The 15,633-nt window shown below is 69.8% G+C and carries 19 protein-coding genes; 5 read left to right on the top strand and 14 right to left on the bottom strand.

Translation table 11 applies throughout. The features are described 5' to 3' along the window. Positions 1–15 precede the first annotated feature (15 nt). The 3 genes from AMETH_RS26730 to AMETH_RS26740 all read right to left on the bottom strand — a co-directional run bounded on the left by AMETH_RS26730 (position 16) and on the right by AMETH_RS26740 (position 2,859). Entirely contained in the window at positions 16–924 is a 909-nt protein-coding gene (locus AMETH_RS26730; RefSeq protein ID WP_017984267.1) for an NADP-dependent oxidoreductase, read from the bottom strand. Between the two features lie 66 nt (positions 925–990). Beyond that, complete coding sequence (gene lpdA, locus AMETH_RS26735; RefSeq protein ID WP_017984268.1) at positions 991–2,388, bottom strand: dihydrolipoyl dehydrogenase; 1,398 nt, start codon at positions 2,386–2,388, stop codon at positions 991–993. 66 nt (positions 2,389–2,454) lie between these two features. Continuing rightward, positions 2,455–2,859, bottom strand: a complete 405-nt coding sequence (locus tag AMETH_RS26740; RefSeq protein WP_017984269.1) for a nitroreductase family deazaflavin-dependent oxidoreductase — start codon at positions 2,857–2,859, stop codon at positions 2,455–2,457. Between the two features lie 169 nt (positions 2,860–3,028). Between AMETH_RS26740 and AMETH_RS26745 the strand changes: the two genes are divergently transcribed. After that, entirely contained in the window at positions 3,029–4,075 is a 1,047-nt protein-coding gene (locus tag AMETH_RS26745; RefSeq protein ID WP_026153397.1) for a LacI family DNA-binding transcriptional regulator, read from the top strand. 105 nt (positions 4,076–4,180) lie between these two features. On the opposite strand, the gene AMETH_RS26750 is transcribed toward AMETH_RS26745, so the two are convergent. Then, positions 4,181–5,119, bottom strand: coding sequence for an MCE family protein (locus tag AMETH_RS26750; RefSeq protein ID WP_038532396.1), 939 nt, complete (start codon positions 5,117–5,119; stop codon positions 4,181–4,183). Between the two features lie 116 nt (positions 5,120–5,235). On the opposite strand from AMETH_RS26750, the gene AMETH_RS26755 reads away from it, so the two are divergent. After that, complete coding sequence (locus AMETH_RS26755) at positions 5,236–5,853, top strand: TetR/AcrR family transcriptional regulator (protein WP_038532399.1); 618 nt, start codon at positions 5,236–5,238, stop codon at positions 5,851–5,853. On the opposite strand, the gene AMETH_RS26760 is transcribed toward AMETH_RS26755, so the two are convergent. The 6 genes from AMETH_RS26760 to AMETH_RS40855 all read right to left on the bottom strand — a co-directional run bounded on the left by AMETH_RS26760 (position 5,840) and on the right by AMETH_RS40855 (position 10,510). After that, on the bottom strand, positions 5,840–6,502 hold the full coding sequence (locus tag AMETH_RS26760; RefSeq protein ID WP_017984273.1) for a histidine phosphatase family protein: 663 nt from the start codon (positions 6,500–6,502) through the stop codon (positions 5,840–5,842). The two genes, AMETH_RS26755 and AMETH_RS26760, sit on opposite strands and share 14 nt — an antisense overlap. Positions 6,503–6,538: 36 nt before the next feature. Further along, positions 6,539–7,702 (bottom strand): S8 family peptidase, encoded by a 1,164-nt coding sequence (locus AMETH_RS26765; protein ID WP_017984274.1) that lies wholly within the window; start codon positions 7,700–7,702, stop codon positions 6,539–6,541. 431 nt (positions 7,703–8,133) lie between these two features. Next, positions 8,134–8,655 (bottom strand): DUF3558 domain-containing protein, encoded by a 522-nt coding sequence (locus AMETH_RS40850; protein WP_223842942.1) that lies wholly within the window; start codon positions 8,653–8,655, stop codon positions 8,134–8,136. A gap of 4 nt (positions 8,656–8,659) precedes the next feature. After that, positions 8,660–9,085, bottom strand: a complete 426-nt coding sequence (locus AMETH_RS26775) for a hypothetical protein (RefSeq protein ID WP_017984276.1) — start codon at positions 9,083–9,085, stop codon at positions 8,660–8,662. Between the two features lie 583 nt (positions 9,086–9,668). Beyond that, entirely contained in the window at positions 9,669–9,851 is a 183-nt protein-coding gene (locus AMETH_RS42785; RefSeq protein WP_156131730.1) for a phage major capsid protein, read from the bottom strand. A gap of 476 nt (positions 9,852–10,327) precedes the next feature. Next, positions 10,328–10,510, bottom strand: coding sequence for a hypothetical protein (locus tag AMETH_RS40855; RefSeq protein WP_223843297.1), 183 nt, complete (start codon positions 10,508–10,510; stop codon positions 10,328–10,330). Between AMETH_RS40855 and AMETH_RS26785 the strand changes: the two genes are divergently transcribed. The 3 genes from AMETH_RS26785 to AMETH_RS26795 all read left to right on the top strand — a co-directional run bounded on the left by AMETH_RS26785 (position 10,437) and on the right by AMETH_RS26795 (position 12,126). After that, positions 10,437–11,285, top strand: coding sequence for a hypothetical protein (locus AMETH_RS26785; RefSeq protein ID WP_223843259.1), 849 nt, complete (start codon positions 10,437–10,439; stop codon positions 11,283–11,285). The genes AMETH_RS40855 and AMETH_RS26785 overlap by 74 nt on opposite strands. A 94-nt stretch (positions 11,286–11,379) precedes the next feature. After that, positions 11,380–11,841: a DUF6325 family protein gene (locus tag AMETH_RS26790; RefSeq protein WP_017984279.1), complete on the top strand. Its 462-nt coding sequence runs from the start codon at positions 11,380–11,382 to the stop codon at positions 11,839–11,841. 30 nt (positions 11,842–11,871) lie between these two features. After that, positions 11,872–12,126, top strand: a complete 255-nt coding sequence (locus AMETH_RS26795) for an SHOCT domain-containing protein (RefSeq protein ID WP_017984280.1) — start codon at positions 11,872–11,874, stop codon at positions 12,124–12,126. Here the strand turns inward: AMETH_RS26795 and AMETH_RS26800 are convergent, their stop codons facing one another. The 4 genes from AMETH_RS26800 to AMETH_RS26810 all read right to left on the bottom strand — a co-directional run bounded on the left by AMETH_RS26800 (position 12,127) and on the right by AMETH_RS26810 (position 15,369). Then, positions 12,127–12,462 (bottom strand): hypothetical protein, encoded by a 336-nt coding sequence (locus tag AMETH_RS26800; RefSeq protein WP_017984281.1) that lies wholly within the window; start codon positions 12,460–12,462, stop codon positions 12,127–12,129. A 258-nt stretch (positions 12,463–12,720) separates the two neighbouring features. Continuing rightward, positions 12,721–13,209, bottom strand: a complete 489-nt coding sequence (locus tag AMETH_RS42215; RefSeq protein WP_323806965.1) for an MFS transporter — start codon at positions 13,207–13,209, stop codon at positions 12,721–12,723. Positions 13,210–13,233: 24 nt separating this feature from the next. Further along, positions 13,234–13,734 carry an MFS transporter gene (locus AMETH_RS42220; protein ID WP_017984283.1) on the bottom strand — a complete coding sequence of 167 codons (501 nt, stop codon included), beginning with the start codon at positions 13,732–13,734 and terminating at the stop codon, positions 13,234–13,236. Positions 13,735–13,740: 6 nt separating this feature from the next. Then, entirely contained in the window at positions 13,741–15,369 is a 1,629-nt protein-coding gene (locus AMETH_RS26810) for an acyl-CoA synthetase (RefSeq protein ID WP_026153400.1), read from the bottom strand. Between the last annotated feature and the right edge of the window lie 264 nt (positions 15,370–15,633).

Consider the following 15,633-nt stretch of genomic DNA (forward strand, 5'->3'; position numbering starts at 1 on the left):
CCCGCGGCCGGCCCGCTAGACAGTCAACACGACCTTGCCACGTCCGTGCCCGGTCTCGATCTCCCGGTGCGCATCGGCCGCCTCGCCCAAACGGTACGTGCGCCGCACCAGGAAGCTCAGCTCGCCCCGGTCGTACAGGCGGGCCAGCTCGGCCAGCCGGTCCGCCGACCGCTGCCCGCGCACCAGCTGCACCCCGAGCGACTCCGCCCGATCGTGGTCCACCAACGTCACCACGCGACGCCGCTCCTTCACCAGTGCGAGTGAAAGATCAAGCGCGACACCACCCGCGCCGTCCAGGACCGCATGCACCCCGCCGGGTGAAAGCGCTCGCAACCGGTCCTCCAAGCCGTCGCCGTAGACGACCGGCGTCGCGCCGAGCGAACGCACGTAGTCCTGGTTCGCCTCGCTCGCGGTGCCGATCACGGACGCGCCCCACAGCCGTGCCAGCTGGACCGCCGCGGTGCCGACCGAACCCGCCGCGGCGTGCACCAGGACCGTGTCCCCCGGCCCGACCCCGAGCTGCCGCAAGGCCAGGTACGCCGTCTGCGCCCCGGCGGTGAACCCGCCCGCGACGGTCCACGGCATGCGTGCCGGCTTGGCGGTGATCTGGTCCTGCCCCACCACCACGGACTCGGCGTAGCAGCCCAGCACGTTGAAGCCGAGCACCTCGTCGCCGACCGACCACGCGGCCCCGTCCCCGACCTGGTCCACCACGCCGGCGAACTCGTTGCCGGGTATCCGCGGCCACGTCAGCCCCGTCGCGTACGGCGGTTCCCAGCCGGCCCGCACCGCCGCGTCGAACGGCTGCACACCCGCCGCCCGCACGCGGACCCGGACCTGTCCCGGACCCGCCTGCGGGTCCGGGACGTCGATGGCGCGCAGAACCTCCGGGCCACCTGGCTCGGTGAATGCCGCTGCCTTCATGAGGTGCCTCCTCGATCTCGACCTGCGAGATCAACGGTGGCACCTCCAGTTAACTGGAGGTCAACCTCAGAAGTTGATCATGTGCCCGGCGAGACCGTGGATGGCCTCCTTGACCGCCTCGCCGAGGGTCGGGTGCGCGTGCACGTTGCGGGCCACCTCGTGCACCGTCAGGTCCCACTGCTGCGCCAGCGTCAGCTCGGGCAGCAGCTCGGTCACGTCCGGGCCGATCAGGTGCGCGCCGAGCAGCTCGCCGTACTTGGCGTCGGACAGGATCTTCACGAAGCCACCCGCGTCGGCGAGGCCGTGGGCCTTGCCGTTCGCGGTGAACGGGAACTTGGCGACCTGCACGTCGTAGCCCTGCTCGCGCGCCTGCGCCTCGGTCAGGCCGAAGCTCGCGACCTGCGGCTGGCAGTACGTCGCGCGCGGGATCATCGTGTAGTCGAGCTCCATGGTCTCCGCGCCGCCGATCGTCTCGGCCGCCACGATGCCCATCGACTCGGCCGCGTGGGCCAGCATCAGCTTCGCGGTGACGTCGCCGATCGCGAAGATGTGCGGCACGTTCGTGCGGCAGCGGCCGTCGACCGCGATGGCGCCGCGCTCGGTCAGCTCGACGCCGGTGTTCTCCAGCCCGTAGCCCTCGACGCGCGGCTGGAAGCCGATCGCCTGCAGCACCTTGTCGGCCTCCAGCGTCTGCTGGTTGCCGCCGCTGGACACGGTGACCTTGACCTTGGCGCCGCTGTCGTCGATGCTCTCGACCTTCGTGCCGGTCAGGACCTTGATGCCGAGCTTCTTGTAGCGCTTGGCCAGCTCCTTGGACACGTCGGCGTCCTCGAGCGGCACCATGCGGTCCAGGAACTCCACGATCGTCACGTCGACGCCGTAGTTGTGCATGACGTAGGCGAACTCGACGCCGATCGCGCCGGCGCCGGCGATGATGATGCTGCCCGGCAGGTCGCGGGAGAGGATCTGCTCCTCGTAGGTGACCACGCGCTCGGACAGCTGCGTGCCCGGCAGCAGCTTGGTGGTGGCGCCCGCGGCGATGATGCAGTGGTCGAAGGTGACGGTCTCGACGCCGTTCTCGCCGGTGACCTCGATGGTGTGCGCGTCGGTGAACTTGCCGCGGCCGGTGAACTCCTGGATGTTGTTCTTCTTCATCAGGAAGTGCACGCCCTTGACGCGGCCGTCGGCGACCGAGCGGCTGCGGTCGAACGCGGCGCCGTAGTCGAAGGTGATCGGCCCGTCCGAGCTGATCCCGAAGGTCTTGGCCTCCTTGGTGACCAGGTGGGCGAGCTCCGCGTTGCGCAGCAGCGCCTTCGACGGAATGCACCCGACGTTCAGGCACACGCCGCCCCAGTACTTCTCCTCGACGATCGCCGTCTTCAGGCCGAGCTGCGAAGCCCGGATCGCCGCGACATACCCGCCGGGCCCGGCACCCAGCACCACAACGTCGAAATGCGCACTCATACCCGTCACCCTATGCCCTCGCGGGCGAGCCGGTCGTGGGTGCTCGGACCCACGACCGGCCCCTGATCAGGCGCGCTCGAGGACCACGACAGGGATCTCGCGGTCCGTCTTCTTCTGGTACTCGTCGTAGTCCGGCCACACCTTCGCCATCTTCGCCCAGAGCGTCTCGCGCTCCGCGCCGGTGGCGGTGCGGGCCTTCGCGGTGAACTTGTCGGCCTTGACCTGCACCTTGACCTCGGGGTTGGCCTGGAGGTTGAGGTACCAGCCGGGGTGCTGGGGCGCGCCGCCCTTGGAAGCGACGATCACGTAGGCGCCTTCGTGCTCCTGGTAGATCAGGGCGAACTTGCGCTCCTGGCCGGACTTGCGACCGGTGGTCGTGAGGATCAGGATCGGGGCGCCCTTCTCCCAGTCGTGACCGACTTCACCATCGGTCTCCTCGTACCGGCGGACGTGTTCGTCACCGAAGAGCATGCGGGGTCCTTTCGTCGGGGCAGATGTCTCTCGACAACCGCAACGCGGCGGGGCGCGCACGTATTTCCACGATCACACTCGGTCATCCCCACTCGCTCGGGTGGTCCTGACCAGGCGAAAGCCGGAAACCGACCTAGAATTCGGCGCAACGCCGACCGCGGGAGGAACGATGAGCGACCGGCCACACGTGACGCTCGAGGACGTGGCGAGGAGCGCCGAGGTCTCGCTCGCGACGGCGTCCCGTGCGCTCAACGGCACGACCAGAGTGCGCGACGACCTGCGGGAGCGGGTGCTGTCGGCCGCCGCGGAGCTGGCGTACACGCCGAACGCGCACGCGCAGGCCCTCGCCGGCGGGTCGCGCCGGACGGTGGGGGTGATCTGCCACGACATCAGCGACCCGTACTTCGCGGCGATCACCCGTGGGGTCATGCGGGTGGCCGACAGCCACGGCCTGCTCGTGATGCTCGCCGGCACGTTCGCCGACCCGGACCGGGAGCTGGCGTGCGTGTCGACGCTGCGGGCGCAGCGAGCGTCGGCGATCCTGCTGACCGGTTCGGCGTTCGAGGACCGGGCGTGGGAGCGGCGGATGGCGGCCGAGCTGGAGCCGTACCGGCGCGGTGGCGGGCGGGTGGCCGTCGTGACGCGGCACCGGTCGCTCAAGGCGGACACCGTCGCGCCCGACAACCGGGGCGGCGCGCGGGCCCTGGTGGAGGCGATGCACGGGCTGGGCCACCGGCGGTTCGCGGTGGTGACCGGGCCGACGCGCCTGACCACAGTGGCCGATCGGGTGGCCGGGTTCCGGGAGGGGCTGGCCGGGCTGGGGATCGAACTGTCCGAACGGGACGTGTTCGCCGGCTCGTTCGACCGGGACGGCGGTTACGAGGCGACGAAGGCCCTGCTGGCGGCCAAGCACAAGGCGACGTGCGTGCTGACGGCGTCGGACGTGATGGCCGTGGGGGCGGTGAGCGCGCTGGGTGCCGCGGGGCTGTCGGTGCCGGAGGACGTGTCGGTCACGGGGTTCGACGACGTGCCGCTGGTGCGGGATTTCGGTTTGACCACGGTGGGGTTGCCGCTGGAGCGCATCGGGGCGGAGGCGCTGGAGCTGGCCCTCGACGACGCCGGCGGTGGCGGGGCGCGGGGGCGCGTTCGGCGGGTTTCGGGCGAGGTGCTGCTGCGCGGGAGCACGGCGAAGCCCCGCCGCCGGCGACGGGGTTGACCTCTGCGTGGTCGGCTCTCCGGGTGGTCACGGTGGCGGCAAGAGAGCCGGCGGCGACCCGCGAAGGCTCCGCCGACGTCCAACCCGGACAGCCGACCAAGCCCCTCAATAGCAGCCCGACACCACGGGCAGGCACACGTACGTGTCGCCCCAGTGCCCCTGTCCCGTGATGTTCGTCGCGTAGCGGACCAGCGGCGCGAGCCGGGCGAGGCCCGCTGCCAGTGCCTCTTGGTTCCGCTGCAGCATCCCGGTCAGCTGGTCGAGCGACGCCAGCACCGGGCGCAGCGCGGCATCGTTGTCCGCCACCAGTCCCTGCACCTGCCGGGACAGCGACTGCGCCCCCGTCAGCAGCGCCGAGATCGTCGACGCCCTGGCCGCCACTTCGGCCAGCACCAGGTTCCCGTCCGCCATCAACCGCACCACCTGGGCATCTCGATCTGCCAAGGTTCGTGACAACGCCGCCGTGTTCCCCAGCAGCCGCGACAACTCCGCATCCCGCGAAGCGATCGTCGTCGACAGCTGGGACAGGCCGTCCAGTGCGCCGCGCACCGAGGAGCCGCCTGGCAGCGCCGCCGACAGCGCGTCGAATGACCGGGCGAGCCGGTCTGTGTCCAGCCCGCCGACGGTCTTCGACAGGTCCCGGAACGCGTCCAGCACGTCGTACGGCGCGATCGTCCGCGAGCGCGGGATCACCTCGTCGAGTGGCCGCGAACCCAGCGGATCCAGCGCCAGGTACTTCTGCCCCAGCAAGGTCTTGATCTTGATCGCCGCCGTCGTGCGGTCGCCCAGCCAGGTGTCCGACACCTTGAACCGGACCCGCACCGACGCCCCGTCCAGGCCGACGTCCACCACCTCGCCGACCTTCACGCCGGCCACCCGCACCTCGTCGTCCACGGCGAGGCCGCCCGCCTCGCTGAACTCCGCCTCGTACGACACCCCCGCGCCGATCAACGGCAGCGAATCCGCGTGCACCGCCGCGACGAACCCCAGCACCAGCACCACGAGACCGGCAATTCCGATACCGGCAGGATCCCGATCACGCATTTCCGGCCCCTTCCGCCGGGTTACGCTATTAACACGTGCCTCCGATCGAATGACGTATTCGCCGACATGTCGGAAAAGAACAACTCCCCTGAGTGACCCGTGCCAGCATGTCGCCCATGACGGACTCCCAGCCCCGGTGGCGGAGACTCGAACCGGACGCGCGCAGGGAGCAGATCTTCACCTGCGCCGCCCGGCTGTTCGGTGAGCGCCCATACGCCGAGGTATCCACATCGGACATCGCAGCGGCAGCGGGCGTCGCCCGCGGGCTGATCAACCACTACTTCGGCACCAAGCGTGAGCTCTACCTGGCGGTGCTGCGCCGCGCGATGACGATCCCGACCACGGCGCTGGACATCGTCACCGACGGGCCGCTCGAAGAAAAAGCACGCGTCGCGGTCGACTTGTTCCTCACCCTCGTCACCAAGCAGGGCAAGACCTGGCTCGTCGCCACCGCGCCCGAAGGCCTCGGCAGCGATCCGGAGGTCGAGGCGATCCTCGTCGAGGCCGAACGCCGCTCCGCCGCGCGCGTGCTGGACGCGCTGGGCGTGAAGGTCGACGCCGCACACGCCGAGGCTTGCAACGCCCTCATCCGCGCCTACGGCGGCATGGTCAAGGCCGCCGGCCGCGAGTGGCTGCTGCGCGGCGAACTCGACCGCGACCAGGTCCACACCCTGCTGTCCCGCTCGCTGGTGACCCTGATCGAGGACGTGTTCCCCGCCGTCACCGATAGGTGAGCAGGCGGGCGGCGCGGCCCTCGAAGTGCGCGTGCTCGTTGAACGACACGAGCGTCACCCCGCCGCGCCCGGTCACCAGCTTCGTGATCCCGCAGTTCACGGTGACCCGGTTGAGCTGCAGCAACCCCATCGCGGGGTCGCCGAGCAGGTGCCCGGCGAGCGTGCCGATCACCCCGCCGCTGGTGAAGACCACCGCGCTCTCGCCCTTGCGCAGCACCGCGACCAGGTCGGCCAATGCGACGCGCACCCGCTCGGCGAACTGCGGCCAGGTCTCCGCGCACGGCCCGTCGTCACCGGCGCGCACCCACGCGGCCAGCGACGCGTCCAGCACCTCCTGGTACCCGCGCGGGTCGTTAGCGTCCTGCAGCGCGCCGCCGCCGTGCCGGGCGACGATGTCGACGTGGTCGTACTCGTTCCAGCGCGGATCCTCCTTGGCCGTGGCGCCCGCCCCGAGCCAGTCCAGGACGATCTCCGCGGTGGCGCGCTGACGGGCCATCGACCCGGTCCGGCCCTCGGTGAAGCGGATCTTGCGCCGCAGCAGCTCGGCGCCGACCACGGCGCCCTGCTCGATCCCGGTGCTGGACAGCTGGTCGTAGTCGGCCGCGCCGAAGGAGGCCTGACCGTGCCGGATCAGGTGGATGGCGCCCATCGGCCGTCCTTTCGCTCGCCGTCGCCCGCCCGCAGCCTATCCAGCGGTGTTCAGGAGGCGGTTGGGCGTGCCCGAGGTGGCACCGTTGATCTTGCCCGGGGTGGCTGAGGCGATCAGGGCGTCGGCGACCTGCGCGGGTGTGGCGTCCGGGTGTCCGGCCAGGTAGAGGGCCGCAGCGCCGGCCACGTGCGGGGTGGCCATCGAGGTGCCGCTGATCGTGTTGGTCACGGTGTCGCCGGTGCCCCACGACGACGTGATGCTCACGCCCGGCGCGTAGAGGTCGACGACGCTGCCGTAGTTGGAGAAGCTCGCCTGCCGGTCGGTCCGGTCGCTGGCCGCGACCGTGATCGCCTCGGTGACGCGCGCCGGGGAATCGTTGCCGGCGTCGGCGCCCTCGTTGCCCGCGGCGATCGCGAAGGTGACGCCCTTGGCGATCGCGCCGCGGACGGCGTCGTCGAGGACGGTGTCGGCGCTGCCGCCCAGGCTCATGTTCGCCACGGACGGGCCGCTCGCGTTCTGCACGACCCAGTCGATCCCGGCGACGACCTGGTCGGTGGTGCCGCTGCCCTGCGCGTCGAGCACGCGCACCGGGACGATCCGCACGCCCTTGGCGACGCCGTACTCGGCGCCGCCGATGGTGCCCGCGACGTGGGTGCCGTGACCGTGCTCGTCGGTGGGGTCGTCGTCGTTGTCGATGAAGTCCTTGCCGCCGGTGACGCGGCCGCCGAAGGTCTCGTGGCTCGCCCGCACGCCGGTGTCGATCACGTAGGCGGTGACGTTGTCCGCCGGGGTGTCGTAGCGGTAGGCCGAGTCCAGCGGGAGGTTCGCCTGGTCGATGCGGTCCAGCCCCCAGGACGGCGGGTTCTGCTGCACGTCGGCGATGCGCAGGACGTGGTTCTGCACGACGTAGGCGACGTCGGGGTTCGCGGCGAGGCGCTTGGCCTCGGTTTCGCCTGCGCTGACGGCGAAACCCTTCAGCGCGGCGCTGAAGGTCCGGGTGGCCGAGCCGCCGTAGCGGCTGGTCAGGTCGTCGGCCCGGGAGGTGGCGCCCGGTTTGAGGACCACCAGGTAGCTGTCCGCGACCGAGCCGGGGGTGCCCGCTTCGAGGATCCGCCCTTCTCTGGCTTGGGCTGGGCCGGCCCAGACCGTCGTGGCGACGACTGCCGCCGCGAGTACGGACCACATCGCGCGCTTCCGCATGAGCCGCCGTCTCCTCTCCCCGACCGGGTGATGCGGTCTCATGCAATCCCGGGGGCTTGAGCGGGGGCAATGATTCACAGTTACCAACTAGCTAGCGGCTTGCCCCACAGCCCCCTGACCAGGACTAACAGGGGAAGGTGAAATATCTGGGGGCAACGGCTTACCCTCAGATATCCCGTACTTCGGGACCATGATCCGACACGGCGCGTTTCACCCCGACGAGGGACACGGGCGCTTCCTGCGAGCCGTCCGTAATCACCCCTGTCAGATCATTCGCGCAACTTCCTGATCTGCGCTCGGAGATCATCCAAGTTCCACCGTGCGGGACCGGACCACCGAGGGTCGCCTCGGTGGCGTGATCTTGCCCTCGCGCGCCCACCGCGCCAAAGCAACACGAGGTGCACCAGGGCTCCCATTGCCCGGAGATCGGCTCACCGTGTCTTCGGCAGCAACGCCTCCACCCGAACCGCCAGGTCTCGCGCCAGCGGGCATGCTTGCGGATTGTTCTCGGGCTGGGACATTGCCATCTGAGCGAGGACACGGGCGTGCTCACTCACCTCGAACGCCACCGTGCATCCGAGGGCGTTCTGCACCTCCAACGCCTTCCGGCCGTTCACGGTTGTTTCCGTTGCATCCGGATCGGTTTCGCGGAATTCGGCTAGCCCCTGCACCGGGTCGAGTGCTAGCCCATTACTACCAAGACCAGGCTTCGTTGCCGTGCACTCGTTGCGATGGCTGATGTTGTCGCCGTGGTTGAAACCTTGCCCGGCGTTGAGTTGGTCAAGTACCTGGCAAGCGACCAGTCCTGCGAATGGGTCGTTGGACGCCGACGTTGGTACCCCGCTTGTCGCGGGTGAAGGCGTACCGTGCACGGCTGACGTGCATCCGACCACAACCGCTCCGAGAATTGTGATTGCGCTCGCCGCAACGCCACTTCTGGTGCTGATTTTCACCGGGTCAGTCCTCTTTAAAAGTGCCGAGATACCGCGTTGTCGCCTCATTAGAGGCGTCGTACTTGCTCATAGCGATGTCGAGCGCTTCTCTGATGGTCTTCAGATTGCTCAACACAGTCTCATAAACGGGAATTAACGACTGCTGATCGGAGTCCATCGCTGCCTGAAAATGCGTCGCGGCCTTCTGGGCGTAGTCGTCATTGCCAAATTTGGGTTTGCGACGAAGGCGCTCAATGTTAAGGGAAATTCGGGAGAGCCGGTCCTCGGCTTGGGTGATCGCGTTACGCAGATGTGTTCCCGTCTCCTCATCTACTGCCCAGCCACCGGACTTGGCGTCGGCCAGCAGACGTTGCGCTTGGTCGCCCATCGCCTTGAGTTGTTCCTGATCGCCTAACGCGCCGGTCAGGCCCGCGCCGGTCCAGTCTGTCACGGTTTCGACTGCCCCCCCAGTGCGCCCACAAACTGCGGGACACAGAGTAGCAGGCCGCGCACAGTATGGTCGGTATGAAAGCAACCAAGGCCCCACCTCCCGTAGACTCAGCACTCCCTGACGAGATCGAAAATTCCAGGGCAGCAGGGGCAGCGCAGGGGTTCTATGCGGCCGGAAGCTACCCGGCGGACGGCACGGCCGGGCTCACCGCCCAGGACAACGCCAACACCAACCCGGTCGGCTGCCGGGCAGGGTGCGCGTCCCCACAACAACATCAACCGCCGCCCTGGTCCTCAGTTTTGTCGGGGCGGCCTTTCTGTGCCTGTACAGCCGGTCTCACCGGTCGTTTCAACAAGAGGGCACGGGGGAGCGCACCCCCGGAACCAATGCGCTCAACCCCGCGACCCGGGTGACGCCGGTCAACGCCGCGCGGCGGTAAGGATGGGGACACAGAACCCGCCACCGGATAGACCGGCGTCAGAATCGTGCTCACGGCGCAGGTACGGCTAGTGGAAAGAAACACATCATGGCCGCCCTTGCCTAAGAGTTTCGGTTAGGTTTGACGCCGTGTCACGATTCGTCATCAGGGTTGATTCAGTAGCCGGAACGCTTCCGGTATCGAGACTCCTGCACCTAACCGCGAGTAGGCGATAAACCCGCGCGCGGCATAGGGCCGGTTGTTGGCGGTATGCAGCAGATGGGGCACGAGTTCAACCGTAAGTCCCGTTCGGCGATTCACCGTGTAATTCGTGAAGTCACCGATCACGAGGACGTTTGATGCGTGGTGTTGTTCACGAAATCACTCATGTAAGAATGTGTATGCAGAGGTTTCGTGAGCAGGCTCGCGTTTTCGTTGCTCATCTCCGGGAACATGAGCGGTCCAAGTACTGATCAACACTCACCCGGTAGGAGTGCCGCGTGTTGCGGGCCAGGTTCTCCGCCTCCATGTGGATCATCCAGGAGTCCACAAGGTCGCGGAGCTGATCAGTGGTGAGCATGGCGTAGTCCTCCGCCGATGGGGTGATCTCGGCTTCGCCCGATCGGGGCGGCCGATATCCGTACAGCCTAACGGCCTGCCCTCCCACTTGTGGTCCTGCGCAGGACAAAGTCGCAGGTCAGGACAAGGTTCGCAGTCCGGGAAGAGGACCGCGACTTCACAGTTACCAGTACTCACCCGATGGGGCTATTCGTTAACCACCCAATGGGATGACGTCCTGATCATCATTCTCGGACGAGTAGAGGTCACACACTGCTACCATCAGCGGTGGCGAAGTCGATTTCCAGGTGGTAGCAGGTGTCCACGTCCGAGCGCGCGGTGCCGAGCCCGTTCGCCAGCAGACTCCGGTCCGCGATCGCCCGCAGTGGGCTGAGTCTCGATCGCATCCAGGCCCGCTTGCAGGCCAGCGGCGTGCCGATCAGCGTCACGGCCCTGAGCTACTGGCAGTCCGGCAAGCGGCAGCCCGAGCGGCAGAGCTCGATCTCGGCGGTGCGGGTGCTCGAGGACGTCCTCGGCCTGCAGCGCGGTGAGCTGCTGTCCCTGCTCCCGCCGCCGCGCCCGCGCGGGCTGCCGTCCCGCAGGCAGGCGGACGGTGTGGTCAAGTTCCCGATGGAGGCGCTGCGGATCCTGCTGGAGCGGGTAGGCGCGCCGCACGCGCTGGAGCAGCAGCACCGGCTGAACCTGGTCAACCTGCACGACCGGTGCGAGATCGCGGCCGGTGGCCGCCAGCGGTCGCTGACCACGCGCTCGGTGTTCCAGGCCACCGCCGACCGGCAGGACCGCTGGATCCTGGTGTACGACCACGGCGGCGCGCCCGCGCCGACGCTGCACCAGCTGCGCAACTGCCGCAGCGGGCGGGTCGAGATCGCCCCGGAGCACGGCCTGACCGTCGCGGAACTGCTGTTCGACCGCCCGATCCACCGCGGCGAGACCTGCCTGATCGAGTACACGCTCACCAACAGCGGGCCGCCATACCCGGACTGCGAGAACACCTACTACCGCGAGTTCCGCCGCCCCATCCGCGAGTACCTGCTGGAGATCCGCTTCGACGAGGCCGAGGCCCTGCGCAAGTGTTGGCAGTACGCGCGCCGGGGCTCCGCGGAGACCGAGGAGCGGCGGGAGCTGCACCTGGACACGGCCGGCGGGGTGCACGCTGTGGCGCTCGACTACGGGCCCGGGGTGTTCGGTATCTCCTGGGAGTGACCGGGCCGGCCTCGGCTGGATCTCACCCGACGCGGACGAGGAGCCGCACGGGTGGGCGCGCGACGGTGGGACCCCACGAGCCGGGAGGTCTGCCATGAGCGCGCCGGAAGCCACCACCACCGCGACCGGACTCGACGAGATGGGTCCCGTCGACTACCTGGTGATCGAGATGCCCGCGGACCGGATGACCGGGCGCGGGCTCGACCTGCTCCTCGACCTGGTCGACCGCGGGATCATCCGGGTGATCGACCTGGAGATCGTCAGCACGGGGACGGACGGGAGCATCACTCGGCTCGAGCTCGACGACCTCGACGGCGAGCCGTCGGTGGAGCTGTCGGTGTTCGCCGGTGCGCGGTCCGGCCTGCTGGACGACGAGGACGTCGCGGCCGCCGGCGGGGTCCTCGAACCGGGCACCGTGGGGGTGGTCCTGCTGTACGAGAACCTGTGGGCCGCGCCGCTCGCGCGGGAGCTGCGGCGCAACGGCGCGCAACTGGTCGCAGGCGGGCGCATCCCGGTGCAGGCGCTACTCGCCGCCCTCGACGCCGCCGAAGCCTGATCCACCACCGAGGACGACAGGAGGTCCACCATGCCCGGTCTGCTGCGGGGGATCGCCCGCACCGCCATCGTCGCCGGCACTGCCAAGGGTGTCGCGAACCGCGTCACCCGCAGGCAGGAAGGCCGGTGGGCTCGGCAGGACGCGGAGCGCGCCGCGGAGACGGCACCACCCGCGCCCAGCCAGGCCGACGTGCTGTCCCAGTTGCGCGAGCTAGGACAGCTGCGGGACCAGGGGGTGCTCACCGAGGCGGAGTTCCAGGCGCAGAAGGCCCGCCTGCTCGGCTGATCAGACGCTGCCGAGGCGCCTGCTGTGCCAGTGGTCGGCGATCTTGACCACGACCAGCGCCAGCATCGACAGCACCGTCAGCGGGATCGCCTTCAGCAGCGCGAACACGATCATCGCCAGCGACGACGCCGCGGTCAGGACCACCAGCGCGACTCGCCACACCCGTGCCCCGCCCCGCGCGGTCCGCCGGAGGAACCGCCTGCCCCCGGGACGAGCGGGTGGCGGGCGGTCCTGGGGTTCGACCGCCGCCAGGAACGACTCATCGAGCACGACCTTCCGCCGTTCCGGCGACTGCACCTGCCGCGGATCTTCGCGGCGCGGTTGTACGGTGGGCATGTTGATGCCTTCCTCTCCGAGAGGGACGGTCGACGCCGCGCGGCTCCCTGTGGCAGCAGGGGGCCGCGCTCCATGTCGCGGCAGGGCGCGACCTCACTCATCGTGCAGAAACGAGTTGCCACCGTCACGAGATCGTCGGGTTTGAGCGCCCACCGGCCGGTCACCGTCGCCGAACGGCCCGTCTCGGTAGCCCGACGCCACTCGTTCAGGTGAAGACCGCGAGGACGGCGGCGACCGCCGCGAGCACGGCGAGCAGGATCAGGGCCGTGCTGTACCCGCCGACGCGCTCGGCGAGCACGATCCCCCCGGCGCGATGGCCGTCGCCGCGGTGATCGGGGCGTTGAAAATCCCGTTGAGCGCCCCGAAGCGGGCCGTCGTCCACCGGTCGGCGACGGCGGTGGCCTGGACAAGCGTGTAGGCCCCGCGGGCCCTCCCGAGCACCACCGCGACCGCAAGCAACGCACCCGCGGGCCCGGGCAGCAGAGCCAGCAGGACCAGCGCGGCGCAGCTCGCGGCGAGGACGCCGACCGTGCGGGACGCGGGCGCGCTGGTGCGCGGGACGGCGGCGAAGACGAGCCGCCCGAGGACCTGCCCGGCGCCGACGAGTCCCAGCGCGACCGACGCGATCGTGTGGCTCAGACCCCGTTCGACGAACAGCGGCACGACCACGACCGCGGAGGCGTACAACCCGAGAGCGGCCAGGGTCATCGCCGTCTGCAGCGACCGGAACCGGGCGGAGCGGGTCACCTGCCGCACCGGCGTGGCGGCCGGTCACGTGCGGTGGTCCGGCCAGGCCGGCGTGAGCAGCAGCCAGTGCACGGGCAGGTTGACGAGCAGGAAAACCGCGGCGTAGACGAGGTAGCTCGCGCGCCGGCCGACGTGGTCTACCAGCAGCGCGGTGAGCGGGGCGAACACGGTGCTCGCCAGGCCGCCGACGAGCGTCACGACGGTCAGCGGACGCGCCCGGCGCTCGCCGTACCAGCAGGTGATGGCCGCGAACACCGGCGGGTACAGCTCGGCCGCGAGCGCCGACCCCGCGGTCATCACCGGCCGTGGGCCGTACCGGTCGAGCAGGCGGCCGACCGGGATTCCCGCGACCGCCGCGACCAGCAGGCCGGCCGAGCAGGCGAGCGTGATCGTGCCCGGTGTCCACCCGGTGGTGCCCGCGATCTGCGCGGTGGCGACCGGGAGTGCGTAGTACAGCGCGCCCCAGCTGACCACCTGGGTCCCGCACATCCCGATCAGGGCGCGGCGGAGGCGGATCTCCTCCACGGCGCGTCAGCTCAGTTTGTTGCGGAGGACCTTCCCGGTGGCGTTGCGTGGCAGCTCCGGCACGAACTCGACGTCGCGCGGCACCTTGTAGCGGGCGAGGTTGCCCTTGACGTAGTCGCGGACGGCGTCGGCGTCGAGCTTGGAGTCCTTCTTCGTCACCACGATCGCCTTGAGGCGCTGGCCGAAGTCGGCGTCCGCCACGCCGATCACGGCGGCTTCGAGCACGTCCGGGTGCTCGACGAGCAGGTTCTCCACCTCGACCGGGAACACGTTCTCGCCGCCGGAGACGATCATCTCGTCGTCACGGCCGTCGATGAACAGCAGGCCGTTCTCGTCGAAGTGGCCGACGTCGCCGGTGGAGAGCAGGCCGTCGATGATCTCCTTGTGGCGGCCGTCGGTGTAGCCCTCGAACGACAGGCCGCTGCCGACGAAGACGCGTCCGGTGACGTGCGGCTCGGTGATGCGGTTGCCCTGCTCGTCGTACAGCTGGACCTTGCAGGTCACCGGCGGGCGGCCGACGGTGCCGGGGGCCTTGCGCCAGTCCTCGGGGGTGGCGACGGTGGCGACCGCGACCTCGGTGGAGCCGTACAGGTTGTAGATCACGTCGCCGAACGCCTCGGTGGCGCGGTTGCCGAGGTCGGGGGACAACGCGGAGCCCGCGACGAAGATGATCCGCAGCGACGACGTGTCGTACTTGCCCAGGACCTCCGGCCCGAGGTCGACGATGCGCTGCAGCATGGTCGGGACGAGGACCAGCGCGGTGCACCCGTGGTCGGCGACGCCCTTCAGGGTGGCTTCGGGGTCGAACCGGCGGCGCAGCACGACCTTGCAGCCGAGCGCGAACGACAGGATGAACTGCGAGATGCCGGTGCCGTGGAAGATGGGCGCGCCGAGGAACGTGGCCTCGCCGGCGCGCAGCGGGATGCGGTCGAGGAACTGGACGGTGGCCAGCACGGAGGTCCGTTCGCGCGGCGCGCCCTTCGGGGTGCCGGTGGTGCCGCTGGTGAGCAGGACGAACCCGCCGCGCTGGGGCGGCGCCGGCAGGGGGCGGTCGTCGGTGCTGGCGATCAGCTCGTCGAGGACGGGGATGCGGTCCGCCGGGTCGGGCTCGTCCACCCAGGCCAGGTAGCGGTCGACGGTGTCCGGGATGCCGGAGAGGAGGTCGGTGAACTCCTGGTCGTAGACGAGCGCCTGCACCTTCTCCCGTGCGGCGACGTCGGTGAGCTGCGGTTTCGCGAAGCCGGTGTTCATCAACAGCAGGCGCGCGCCGACCTTGCCCGCCGCGATCATGACCGTGACCAGTCCGCGGTGGTCCCGGCACAGCGCCGCGATGACGGAGCCCGGGCGGACGCCGCGTTCTTCCCAGGCCCGGGCGAGGGCGTTGGAGCGCAGGTCGAGCTCGCGGAAGGTGAGCGGCCCCAGCTCGTCGACCAGCCCGATGGCGTTCGGATCGCGCCGGGCGGACGTCTGCGCCGCGGCGGCGAACGGACCCACCTTGCGGGTCGCGATCACGCTGCGCAGGCCCTCGTCCAGCCGGGGAAACGGGACGAGCCCGGCGCGCCACATGACCTCCAGGCCGCGGGCGGTCTCCGCCACCTTGCCGGGGAGCACGGACAAGCGGGGCGGAATACGCATGGACAGCACCTCCATTGGGCCGACCGTACTGGGAGTATGTGTGGTTACTGGACAGTAGCCGAAAGGCGAGGAGGCGCGCCAGCGGTTCGGCGGGGGTGGGGCGAAACGGATAAATCGGGCGGGATTGGGGTGGGGTGGTGCTGGGGTGGGGGTGGTGGAGCGAAGCGGAGCGGGCGCGGGGTGCGCAGGCCGCGGAGCAGATCGCGAGGGGCCGAAGATCGCCCGAGGCGCGGCAGCGCGAGAGCCGCGACCAGGGCGCGGTAG

It is taken from the genome of Amycolatopsis methanolica 239 (assembly GCF_000739085.1).
Classification (GTDB): Bacteria; Actinomycetota; Actinomycetes; order Mycobacteriales; family Pseudonocardiaceae; genus Amycolatopsis_E; species Amycolatopsis_E methanolica.